Here is a 14039-nt window from a genome sequence, read left to right as displayed (position 1 = left end):
CAAAATTATTATTTAACAATCCTAAATTTAGAATTACATGACATTAATAAACTAATTATAAAATCAATATTCACTTAACAAACTTTACATGCAATTAACAAAACCGCACAACATTTTCCAGTATCATAAAACCAAAAGAAGACGCCCTTTGAATACAAAGGACGCCTCGGCTTATTTATTCGATTTTACTACTATTATCTTACTGATCTTTATTATCTTTCTTGCGGCGTTTGCCTAATAACAACCAAGCACCTAGTCCTGCAAATAATGTTCCGAATAATGTTTTCTTCACATCATCTTGACCAGTATCAGGCAATACCTTATCTTTCGCTTTCTCGATTACACTGCCTGCACCCTTAGATTGTGCTTTACGATCACCTTTTGAAGGTGTGTCTTCTTTTTCAACATGACCTTCTTGCACCTCTGTCTGTTGCTCAGTTGTTTGAGGTTCAGTTGGTACTTTAGGTGTATCGATAGTGCCTTCGCTTTCACTTGGCGGTGTCACACTTGGTGCAGATGGCTGCTCTGGTGTACTTGGTACTTCTGGTTGTTGTGGTATACCCGGCTCTTCCGGTTGTTCTGGTGTGCCCGGCTCTTCTGGTTGTTGTGGTGTACCTGGCTCTTCCGGTTGTTCCGGTGTACTTGGCTCTTCTGGTTGCTCTGGCGTACCCGGTTCCTCCGGTTGTTGTGGTGTACCCGGCTCCTCTGGTTGTTGTGGTGTACCTGGTTCTTCTGGTTCTTCTGGTTGTTCTGGCGTACCCGGTTCTTCTGGTTGTTCTGGTGTGCCTGGTTCTTCTGGTTGTTCAGGTACTGCACCTGTACCGCGTTCAATAATTCTGTCTGTTTTCTCAATCACGATAATAGATGTTGTATCCGGATTGATCAGTTCTCCAGTCTTAGGATCTACACCGTAAACTGTTGTTGTTTGTTTTTGACCTGTCTTACCGATTTGAACTTCGTATTCTGTGCCGACCGGCAAGTTCGGATTATCTCTGTAGATTGTTTCAAATGGTATATCTTCTACGACTACCACTTTTGTTCCGACACTGATAACTCTGTCTTTAGGCAGGTTGTTCGGATCATTCGGGTCGCCTGGTGTGCCTTCTTCTATAACTTGTGTTTCGCCTACTGGTAAATCAGGGTTCGGTTTATAAGTTACAGAAGGTGCGACAGGGCCGTATTCTACAATGCGATTCACCGGTGCTTGTGTGATTGTTTCTTTCGTTGTCGGATTGATTAATGCACCTGTAGTTGGATTGACTTCGTACGTTGTCGTTGTTTGACTTGTACCAGTTTGGCCTTCTTGTGCAACATGGTTCACTGTGCCGACAGGCAAGTTTGGATTGTATCGAACTTCCGTTTCAAATGGAATCGCTGTCGTTGTCTGTTCAACATTATTGATACCAATAACTTCATTAACCGGCGGTGTAGTGATTTCGGTAACCGCTTCTTTGCCAGGTGCTTTCGTTGTTGTTTCAATACCTGGCTGTCCTGGTGTTGTCACTGTTTGTGTACCAATCGGTTGTGATAGGTCTGGTTTCGGTTCGTAAGTTGTTTCTGGCGGGATTTCTGTTGTGACTGTAGATGTCGTTCCTACACCGATTTCGATAATTCTGTTTTGTGCTGGTATGCGTGTTGTTGTATTTGAAACAGGATTTTCTAATATGCCCGTTTCAGGATTTACTGTATACGTTGTTGTTGTTTCTGTTTGTCCTGTCACACCTGCTTGTATTTCATTTTGTGCACCTTGCGGCAAGTCTGGATTTTCAACATAAATCGTTTCAAATGGTACATCATTCATTGTTGTTTGTGTTGTACCTTTTGCGATAACTTGTGTCGTCGGTGCGTTTGTTGATGTTTGTGTTGTCGGATTAATGAGTGCACCGGTTACTGGGTCGACTTCGTACGTTGTTGTCGTTGTCGTCGTTCCATCTTGTCCTGGTGTCACTACATTTTCATATCCGATTTGTGCATCTGTACCGATATATTCTGTGTCATAAGGTACGGCTGTTGTATCTGTCGCAACATTGCCGACATGAACAATCGTATCTGTCGGCGGATTGTTCGGATCATTCGGATCGCCTGGTGTCCCTTCTGTTGTCGTTGTTTGTCCGACCGGCAAGCTTGGATCTGGTTGATATACCACATCGCCGGCAACTGGTCCATATTCTACAATGCGCTGTACTGGGTCTTTCGTTGTTGTTTGTGTCGTCGGATTAATAAGCGCGCCTGTTTCTGGATCGACTTCGTACGTTGTTGTCGTTGTCGTCGAACCATTTTGTCCATCTTGTGCGACATGATTTGTCGTACCGACAGGCAAGTTCGGATTATAGCGTTCAATCGTGTCATATGGTACAGCTGTCGTTGTCTGCTCGACATTATTCACACCAATGACTTCATCTACTGCAGGTGTTGTCACCTCAGTCACAGCATCTTGTCCTGGTACTTTCGTTGTTGTTTCAATACCCGGCTGTCCTGGAGTTGTGACTGTTTGTGTGCCTAGTGGCTGTGATGGGTCTGGATGTGCTTCATACGTTGTGTCTGGCGCAATCGGTGATGTTGTTGAAGTAGTTGTACCGACACCGACTTCAATAATACGATCTTGCTTTGCGATATCTGTCGTAGTGACTTCTGTCGGATTTTCTAATGCGCCAGTTTGACTGTTGATGACGTATGTCACTGTTGTTGTAGTTTGTCCTGTAACACCTGCTTGAATTTCATTTTGCGTACCTTGCGGCAAGTCAGGATTTTCTCTGTAAATCGTTTCGAAAGGCACATCATTCGTTGTTGTTTGTGTTGTACCTTTTTCGACCACTTGAGTGACTGGCGGTACTTTAGATGATGTGACATCTGGATTGATTAAAGCACCTGTAACCGGATCGACTTCATACGTTGTTGTTGTCGTCAATGTACCGTCTTGTCCTGGCGTTACCACATTTTCATAACCGACAGCTTGGTCAGAAGGTACATATTGTGTGTCGTAAGCAATCGGTTCAGATTCAGTCGCCATATTGCCCACTTTCACAATTGTTTCTGTCGGCGGATTATTCAGATCATTCGGATCCCCTGGTGTACCTGGAATCGTTTCAGTTTCGCCATATGGCAGGCTTGTATCTGGTTGATACACTGTGCCGCCTGCGACTGGTCCGTATTCCACAATACGCTGTGTCGGATTCACAGTTGTTGTCTCAGATTGCGGATTGCTTAAAGCGCCTGTTTCTGGGTCGACTTCATACGTTGTTGTCGTAGTGATTATGCCGTTTTGGCCTTCTTGCGCCACATGTTCTGTAGTGCCGACCGGCAGATTAGGGTTGTATCTGACAATTGTGTCATATGGAACTGTTTGTGTTGTCGTATCCACATTGTCGACACCGATAACTTCATTCACTGCTGGCGTTGTGATTTCAGTGACTGCAGTTTTGCCAGGTTCTTTCGTTGTAGTTGAGACGCCTGGTACACCTGGTGTCACCACATTAGTCTCTCCTGTTCCGGCATTCGGATCTGGGTTTGCGACATATGTTATCTCAGGCGGAATTTCAGTTGTTGTTGTCGCTGTTGTGCCGACACCGATTTCAATGATTTGGTCTTGTGTTTCTGTTAAGACTTTATCTGTTGTGATCGGGTGTTCTAATTCTCCTGTTTGCGGATTCACTGTGTAAGTCGTTGTTGTTTCTGTCAATCCTGCAATACCTGGTTGAATTTCATTTTGTGTACCGACAGGCAAGTCAGGATTTTCACGGTAAATCACATTGTATGGGTTATCTGTTGTTGCGACTTGGATTGTACCTTTTTCAACCACTTCATTCACAGGCGGTGTTGTTGTCGTTGTGATTTGCGGATTGCTTAACGCACCTGTTGACGGATTTACTGTATACGTTGTTGTCGTTGTAGTTGTACCTGTTTGACCAGGTGTTTGTACATTTGTATACGTTGTCAGCTGTGCAACACCTGTATAAGTTGTACCATAAGGTACTTGTTCAGTATCTGTTGTGACGTTGCCGACTTTCACAATCGTATCTGTCGGCAAGTTATCCGGGTCGTTCGGATCGCCTGGTTGTCCAGGTACTGTCGTAGTTTGACCTGCTGGTAATGTCGCATCAGGCTGGTAAACAATACCGCCTGCGACTGGTCCGTATTCCACAATACGATTCACCGCATCAATCGTTGTCGTTTGTGTTGTCGGATTCAATAATGCGCCTGTTTCAGGATCTACTTCATACGTTGTTGTCGTTGTGACTGTACCGTTTTGACCTTCTTGTGCCACATAATCTGTTGTGCCGACAGTCAGGCTCGGATTGTAGCGGATAATTGTATCATACGGTACTTCTGTTTCTGAACGTTCAACGTTATTGACACCGATGATTTCATTTACCACCGGAAGCGTCACTTCTGTCACTGCTTCTTGACCTGGTACTTTCGTCGTCGTTGTTTCTCCTGCTTGTCCAGGTACTGTAACCGTTTGTTCGCCGATAGGCTGCGTAACATCTGGATTCGCTTCATATGAGGTTGTCGGCGCAATCGGAGTTTTCGTAGATGTTGTGACACCTGTTCCGACCTCGATAATACGTTGTTTCGCTTCTTGTGTTGTTACGGTTGTTGAAGTTGGATTTTCAAGTGCACCTGTATCTTGATTCAACTTGTAAACCGTTGTTGTTTGTGTTGTTCCGACACTGCCTGCTTGAAGTTCATTTTGCGTACCTTCAGGCAAGTTCGGATTTTCTACATAAACTGTTTCATACGGTAAATCAGATGTAGCGACTTGTGTCGTACCTTTTTCAACGACTTGTGTCACTGCAGGTGTCGTATTCGTTGTGACAATCGGATTCAATAATGCACCTGTTTGCGGATCGACATCATAAACTGTTGTCGTTGTTGTCGTACCCTCTTGGCCTGCGACTTTCACATTTTCATAACCGACCGCTTCAGTAACCGGAACATATTGTGTATCAAACGGCAATACGCTGCTTTCAGTCATCTGATTACCGACTTTCACTACTGTTTCTGTCGGCGGATTATTCGGGTCGTTCGGGTCGCCAGGTATTCCTGGAATTGTTTCAGTCTCACCATACGGCAGGCTAGTATCCGGCTGGTAAACTACCGTACCTTCAACCGGACCGTATTCAATAATACGGTTCACTGGCGCTGTTGTACTTTCAGTTGTCTGCGGATTGTACAGTGTACCTGTTGTTGCATCAACTTCATACGTTGTCGTGATAGTCGTTGTACCGTTTTGGCCTTCTTGAACCACTTGATTCACTGTACCGACTGGTAAATCCGGATTATAGCGCACAATTGTGTCATAAGGATGTGTCGTTGTTTGTGTATCTACATTATCGACACCAATCACTTCATCTACTGCAGGTGTTGTGACTTCAGTAACCGGATCATGACCTGGTGCTTTCGTTGTTGTTGATTCGCCTGCCACACCTGGTGTTAATACTGTGTGGTCGCCAGTGCCTGGGTCAGTATTTGGATTTGCGACATAATTCGTGCTAGGCGGAATTTCATTTGTTGTAGTCGTTGTCGTACCGACACCTACTTCGATAATTCTTGTTTGCGCACTCTGCAAGACTGTTGTTTCAGATGTCGGATTCTCTAATGCGCCGGTACCTGCATTCACTTGATATGTCGTTGTTGTTTGTGTTGTTCCGACAATACCTGCTTGAATTTCGTTTTGCGTACCGACTGGTAAATCTGGATTTTCTCTGTAAACCGTGTCATACGCAATATCTGTTGTCGCAATTTGAATTGTACCTTTTTCAATCACTTGTGTTGTTGCTGGTGATGTTGTCGTTGTAGTGACTGGATTTTGCAGTGCACCTGTTTTTGAATCTACTTCATACGTTGTCGTTGTTGTTGTCGAACCATTAACGCCTGGTGTTTGTACATTCGTATAAGTTGTCGGCTGATCCACTGCTACATATTGTGTGTTATATGGTACTGGACTTGTTTCTGTTGTCACATTACCTACTTTAACTACTGTATCTGTCGGCAAGTTATTCGGATCATTCGGGTCGCCTGGTGTTCCTGGCACTGTTGAAGTTTGTCCTGCCGGCAACGTTGAATCAGGTTGATAAATCGTACCGCCTGCGACTGGACCGTATTCCACAATTTGTGTCACTGGGTCAATCGTATGCGTTTGTGTTGTCGGATTAGATAACGCACCTGTATTTTGATCGACTTCATATGTTGTTGTCTCAACTGTTGAACCGTTTTGACCTGCTTGTGCAATATAATTTGTTGTACCTGTCGGCAAGTTCGGGTTATAACGTTCAATCGTATCGTACGCAATTTCTGTTTCTGTTTGCGTCACGTTATTGACACCGATGACTTCATTAACCGGTTGTGTTGTTACCACAGTTTCTGCAGGTTGTCCTGGTGCTTTCGTTGTTGTCGATTTGCCCGGTACACCTTGAGTAATCACTGTTTGTTCGCCAATCGGCTGTGTTACATCCGGCTGCGGCTGATAGCTTGTTGTCGGCGCAATCGGTGTTGTTGTAGATGTTGTCACACCTGTACCGACTTCGATAATACGATTTTGAGCTTCTTTTGTTGTGACAGTGTTCGTTGTCGGATTAGATAATACACCTGTTTCAGGATTGACTGTATAAGTCGTTGTTGTTTGTGTTTGTCCGACAATGCCTGCTTGTACTTCATTTTGTGTACCTTGCGGCAAGTCTGGATTCTCTACATAAATCGTTTCGAAATTCACTTCATCTGTCGTCACTTGCGTTGTACCGACTTCAATGACTTGTGTTGTACCTGGTGTATTGGATGTCGCAGTTTGCGGATTCACCAATTCGCCGGTATCTGGGTTAACCTCATAAGTGGTTGTCGTTGTAGTGGTACCATCTTGTCCCGGCGTTAATACATTTTCATAGCCGACCGCTTCATTGACACCTACATAACGTGTATCGAACGGCACTGTTGTTGTATTGATATCCACATTATCGACACCCACTACTTGATCGACTGCAGGTGTTGTTTGTGTCACAGGTGCTTGACCTGGTTCTGTCGTTACAGTTTGAGAACCAGCTTGACCTGGTGTCAGTACAGTTGTACCGCCAATACCTGCATCACTGTCAGGATCAGCAACGTATACTGTTTTCGGCGGAATTTCTGTTGTTTCTGTCGTTGTCACACCTGTACCGCGTTCAATAATACGGTCTTGTTTTTCAACTAATGTTGTCGTTACAGATACACCGTTTTCTAATAATCCAGTTGTCGGATTCACGCTGTACGTTGTTGTCACTTCTTCATGTCCAACCACACCTGCTTGGACTTCATTCTCAGTTCCTACAGGCAAGTTCGGGTTATCTCTGTAAATCGTATCGTACTGAATATCATTCACTGTGACTTGTTTCGTACCGATTTCAATCACTTGTGTCACAGGTTCAGTTGTTGCTGTGGTTGTCGTTGGATAAATCAACGCACCTGTATTCGGATCCACTTGATATGTCGTTGTCGTCGTTGTTGTACCATTTTGACCTGTTGTCGCAACGTTTTCATATCCAATCGGCTGATCTACTGCTACATATTGTGTATCGAATGGTAATGTTGTTGTTTGTGTATCGACATTATCGACACCAATTACTTCATTAACCGGCGGTGTTGTTACAGTTGTGACTGCGTCTTGTCCTGGTTCTTTGACTGTCGTAGACTCTCCTGCAGCACCTGGTGTGATGACTGTCGTATCTCCTGCGCCTGGGTCAGGGTTCGGTGCTGCTTCATATACTGTTTGCGGCGGAATCACTGTTGTTTCTGTCACCGTCACACCTGTTCCTACTTCGACAATTCTGTCTTGTTTCTCTGTTAAAGTCACTGTATTTGCGATTGGATTATACAATGCGCCCGTTTCAGGATTCACAGAATAAGTCGTTGTCGTTTGTGTTTGGCCGATGATACCCGCTTGGATTTCATTTTGTGTACCTTGTGCTAAATCCGGGTTCTCTCTATAGATTGTCGTATAAGGAACATCTGATGTTGTCACTTGTTGTGTACCGATTTCAACCACTTCTGTCACAGGTTCAGTTGTTGTTGATGCCGCAACTGGATTGCTTAAAGTTCCTGTTGCTGGATCTACTGTATACGTTGTTGTTGTCGTCGTTGCACCATCTATACCTGCTGTTTGTACATTAGTATAGCCGGTTGGTTGAGTAACACCGACATATTGTGTGTCATGCGGTAATACTGTTGTTGCTGTATCCACATTACCAACGTTAACAATCGTATCTGTAGGCAAGTTGTTCGGGTCATTCGGGTCGCCTGGTGTACCTTCTGTTGTCGTAGTTTGTCCGATTGGAAGGCTTGGATCTGGCTGATAAATAATTTCTCCTGCGACAGGACCGTATTCAATGATTCGGTCAGTCGGTGCTGTTTGCGTCGTTTCAACAACAGGATTCAACAATGCCCCTGTATTCGGATCGACTTCATATGTTGTCGTTGTTGTTATGACACCGTTTTGTCCTTCTTGTGCGACTGCGTTGGTTGTACCGACAGGCAAATTCGGATTATAACGTTCAATCGTATTGAAAGGAATCGGCTGTTCAGCTACATCCACGTTATCGACACCAATCACTTCTGTCACTGGTTCTGTCGTTGTTGTAGTAACCGCTGGTTGACCTGGTTCTTTCACAGTTGTAGAAACGCCCGGTTGTCCTTGTGTCACAATTGTTTGATCGCCTACACCAGCATCTGTATCAGGATTGGCTTGATATGTTGTAGACGGAGGTATCGGCGTCGTCGTAGATGTTGTAACACCTGTACCGACTTCAATAATCTGATCTTGTTTTTCAACAAGCGTTGCTTTGGTATCGACTGGATTTTCAAGTGCACCTGTTTCAGCGTTCACAGTATAAGTTGTAGTCGTTTGTGTTTGTCCGACAATACCTGCTTGAATTTCATTTTGCGTACCGACAGGCAAGTCTGGGTTTTCTTTATAAACCGTTTCATAAGGGACGTCAGTTGTCGCAACTTGAACTGTTCCTTTTTCAATGACTTGTGTCACTGGCGGAATTGTTGTCACCGCTTCAACCGGATTCGATAATGCGCCTGTTTCAGAATCTACTTGATACGTTATAGTTGTGATTGTTGTACCGTCTTGACCTTGCGTTTGTACATTCGTATATGTTGTCGGTTCATTTACTCCAACATACGTTGTGTCATACGGTTGTTGTGTCACATCTGTTTGTACATTACCGACTTTAATAATTGTATCTGTCGGCAAGTTATTCGGATCATTCGGGTCGCCTGGTGTACCTTCAACCGTTTGTGTTTGATTGTAAGGAACATTAGCATCCGGCTGATAAACCGTACCGCCTGCGACTGGCCCGTATTCTACAATTTGGCTGACTGGCGGTGCCGTCGTTGTGGAAACTTGAGGATTCGATAATTGTCCTGTATTCGGATCCACATCATAAACTGTTGTCGTCGTTGTCACACCATCTTGGCCTTGCTGCACAATCACATTGGTACTGCCGACTGGTAAATTCGGATTATAACGTGTGATAGTGTCAAAGCTTTGCGTACTTGTTGTTGTGTCCACATTATCGACACCAATCACTTCATTCACCGGTTCAGTCGTTGTTGTCGTTACTGCTTCTTTGCCCGGTTCTTTTACCGTTGTCGCAACCCCTTCTTGTCCTGGTACCAAGACTGTTAAATCGCCTGTACCCGCATCTGCATCTGGGTTAGCTTGATAAATAGTTTCAGGCAATATTGGTGATGTCGTACTTGTTGTGACACCTGTACCGACTTCAATGATTTGATCTTGTTTGTATTGCGTTGTCACTGTATCAGATGTCGGATTTTCCAACGCACCTGTTTCAGGGTTGACTGTATAAGTTGTTGTCGTTTGTGTTTGTCCTGTCACACCTTGTTGTACAACATTTTGCGTACCTTCAGGCAAATCAGGGTTCTCTTTATAAATCGTGTCATAAGCTACCATATCAGTCGTAACTTGAACTGTACCTTTTTCAACGACTTGTGTAATCGGCGGTACTGTTTGAAGCGTTGTGACTGGATTAGATAAGGCACCTGTATTCGGGTCGACATCATACGTCGTTGTTGTCGCAGTTGAACCTGCTTGTCCTTCTGTTCTGACATTCGTATAATCTGTCGGCTGACTGACACCGACATATTCAACATCATATGGAATCGGCGCAACCTCATGTGTTGTGTTGCCGACTTTAATAATGGTATCAGTAGGCAAGTTATTCGGGTCGTTCGGATCTCCTGGTGTACCTTCAATCGTCGTCGTTTGATTATAAGGCAAGCTTGGGTCTGCTTGATAGACCGTATCTCCTGCGACTGGACCGTATTCCACAATTTGTGTTACTGGCGGTGTTGTTTGTGTTGAAATTTGCGGATTCGATAATTGACCAGTATTCGGATCTACATCGTATGTTGTTGTCGTCGTTGTTACGCCGTCTTGACCTTGTTGTGCAATCACATTGGTACTGCCGACTGGTAAATTCGGATTATAACGTGTGATAGTGTCAAAGCTTTGTGTACTTGTTGCTGTGTCTACATTATCGACACTGATCACTTCATTTACCGGCGGTGTTGTCACTTCTGTGACTGGGTCTTGACCTGGTTCTTTTGTCGTTGTAGCTTCACCTGGCGTACCCGGTGTGACTACTGTTTGATCCCCTGCACCAGCATCTGGATTCGGGTCAGCTACATAGCTTGTTGTCGGCGCAATCGGTGCTGTTGTAACTACTGTTGTACCTGTACCTACTTCCACAATACGATCTTGTTTTGCGATAGTAGTCGTCTCTGCAGATGTCGGATTTTCTAACGCACCTGTCTCAGGATTAACTGTATACGTAGTCGTTGTTGTCGTTTCCCCCGTAATCCCTGCTTGCAATTCATTTTGAACGCCTACTGGCAAGTCAGGATTTTCTTGATAAATCGTGTCATAAGCAACAGGTGCTGTCGTGACTTGAACTGTACCTTTTTCAATGACTTCTGTTACCGGCGGTGTTGTTTGTGTCGCAACTTGCGGATTGATTAACGTTCCTGTATTCGGATCCACTTCATATGTGGTTGTCGTTGTTGTTGTGCCGTTTTGACCCGTTGTTTGAACATTTGTATAATCAACAGGCTGATTTACACCCACATATTGTGTGTCATACGGCAGTGTTTGATCAGAAGTACTGACATTGCCGACATAAATGATGGTATCCGTCGGTAAATTATTCGGGTCATTCGGATCTCCCGGTGTACCTGGTACTGTCGTTGTTTGATTATAAGGCAGATTCGGATCTGCTTGATACACGGTATCACCAGCAACTGGTCCGTATTCCACAATACGCGGTGTGGCTGGAGACACTTCTTCTGTCGTCACAGGATTAGATAAAGCACCTGTATTCGGATCTACTTCATACGTTTTGATTGTTGTCGCTGTGCCGTTTTGCCCTTCTTGAACTACTACATTTTCAGAGCCTACAGGCAATGTCGGATTATATCTGTTAATCGTTTCGTAAGGAATCGGTGCAGTTGCGGAATCCACATTATCTACGCCGATGACTTCATTCACTGGCGGTGTTGTCGTTACAGTAACCGCATCTTGTCCTGGTTCTTTCGTTGTTGTCGCAACACCATCTTGTCCTTGGACAATGACAATTTGGTCACCCGTGCCGGAATCTTTATCCGGGTTCGGCTGATACGTTGTTGTCGGCGGAATCGGTGTGGTTGTGACAGAAGTTGTACCTGTACCGACTTCAATAATACGGTCTTGTTCTTGTACTAATGTAATCGTATTTGAAGTCGGATTTTCCAATTCACCTGTACTGCTGTTAATTGTGTATGTTGTTGTCGTTTGTGTTTCTCCCGCAATACCTTGTTGAATGACATTTTCTGTGCCTTGCGGTAAATCAGGATTTTCTTGGTAAACCGTGTTATAAGGCACATCATTCGTTGTGACCTGAACTGTACCTTTTTCAATGACACGTGTCTCAGCCGGCACAGTTGTTTTGCTTGTTTGCGGATTAATCAATTCTCCTGTTGCTGGGTCTACATCATATGTTGTCGTTGTTGTGATTAAGCCGTCGCTGCCTTCAGACACAACATTACGATACGTTGTCGATTCGTTCACACCGATATATTCTGTGTTATGAATAATCGGCGTTTCTGTTGTACTGACATTACCTACATAAATGATGGTATCTGTCGGCTGATTATTCGGATCATTCGGATCTCCTGGTGTACCTGGTACAGTTGTTGTTTGACCTGCAGGCAGATTTGGATCTGCTTGATACACTGTATCGCCTGCGACCGGACCATATTCATATACTTGATCAACTGGGTTGATGGTACTTGTCACACTTTGCGGATTCGATAATCCTCCTGTTGTACTATCAACATCATAAGTCGTTGTCACCGTTGTTGAACCATTTTGGCCTTCTTGTACTAATGTACTTGGCGTACCGACTGCCAAATCAGGATTATAACGATAAACCGTATTGTATGGCACTGATGTCACGTGAGTATCCACGTTATCGACCGCAATTACTTCGTTGACCGGCGGAGTTGTCACAGTCGTGACCGCATCTTGTCCTGGTTCTTTCACAGTCGTTGATTCACCTGGTACACCTGGTGTTGCGATAGTTTGATCGCCCACACCTGCATCAGGGTTAGGGTCAGCCACATAACTTGTTGTCGGCGGGATCGGTGATGTTGTAGATGTTGTTACACCTGAACCTACTTCAATAATCTGATCTTGTTTTTGCGTTAATGTTGTCGTTGTTGAAGTCGGGTTCTCTAAAGCACCTGTTGTTGCGTTCACTGTATAAGTCGTTGTTGTTTGTGTTTCGCCTAAGACACCTTGCTGAACAATATTTTGTGTACCCGTAGGCAAATCAGGATTTTCCACATAAATCGTGTTATACGGTACATCATCCGTTGTGACTTGAACTGTACCTTTTTCAATGACTTGCGTTACAGGTTGCGTCGTTTGCGTTGTTGTCACAGGATTAGATAATTGTCCTGTTGTCGGATCAACTGTATACGTTGTTGTCGTTGTTGTGGAACCGGCTTGACCTTGTGTACGCACATTAGTATAGTCTGTAGGCTCATTGACACCTACATATTGTGTAGTATATGGAATCGTCGTTGTCGTTGCTTGAACGTTATTGACACCGACAACCTCATTCGTCGCAGGTTGTGTCACATTGATAATTGTATCTTTACCTGGTTCTGTCGTAACTGTTTGAGAACCTGGCACACCTTGTACGACAATCGTTTCTGTACCTAAAGGTTGTGTCGCATCAGGATTAGCTTGATAACTCGTTGTCGGTTGAATTGTTTCTACCGTTGTTTGTGCCGGAACCGCTTCAGGGTTGACTGAGTTATTACTGATTAAAACAATACGTTGAATCGTATTAAGGTTTAATGTACTTAAATCTTTACTGCTGGTACCTGAAGGTGTAGAACTTGCACTTGTCGATTCTGCTGTATTATAGGTAGGCGCCCCTGTTGAGAATCCTTTTTGTGCTGCCTGCAAGTCTACAACATCTGACCAAACCGTATCTGCGTCTGCACTTTGGTTCGGATCACTAAAGTGTGTCGCATTCCATGTCTTCACAATATAAGAACCATTCCACTGCATATAACCTGGTGAGTTCGGGTCCATGTAAATCAAGTTCGGTTTACTTCCGTTGACACTTTGACCGCTAGTCACAATGCTGTTCTTTTGGAAGTTGATATAGTTGGCATTATCAAAGATAAATTGACGATTCTGACTTGTACCGCCTAATGGAATAGACAGAACTTCCGCATAATAGTCTCTGTTGTCTGTTCTTAAGTCTAAAGTGGCGTTGTCTTTGACCCATAACAATGCACTTTGTGTACCTGTCGCATTGATATTTACCAAGTCATTATAAGCACCGACTTGCGTTTTAGTATCTGGATTCCATTGGTGGTTCTTCGCATCTAAGAATAACGTCGCATATTCATCGATTAAGATTTGCGAGTTGCCGTCTAATCCGATTAAGTTGTTCGTTGAATAGTCGCCGGCACGATGGCCATCTGAATAAGCA

General features: G+C 44.2%; 1 protein-coding gene. It reads right to left on the bottom strand.

From position 1 onward, the window contains the following. Nucleotides 1-199: 199 nt before the first annotated feature. On the bottom strand, nucleotides 200-13609 hold the full coding sequence (locus DVJ99_RS11945; protein WP_481900536.1) for a G5 domain-containing protein: 13410 nt from the start codon (nucleotides 13607-13609) through the stop codon (nucleotides 200-202). Nucleotides 13610-14039 lie beyond the last annotated feature (430 nt).

The organism is Staphylococcus sp. EZ-P03 (genome assembly GCF_003344575.1).
In the GTDB taxonomy this organism is placed as follows: Bacteria; Bacillota; Bacilli; order Staphylococcales; family Staphylococcaceae; genus Staphylococcus; species Staphylococcus simulans_B.
The sequence above is the reverse complement of the archived record's forward strand: the minus strand, read 5'-3'. Positions and strand labels throughout refer to the sequence as shown.

What these genes read in the sequence shown, in the direction of transcription:
- DVJ99_RS11945 (WP_481900536.1), bottom strand. Translation starts at nt 13,609, where the DNA reads ATGCAGTGGAATGGTTCTTATATTGTGAAGACATGGAATGCGACACAC.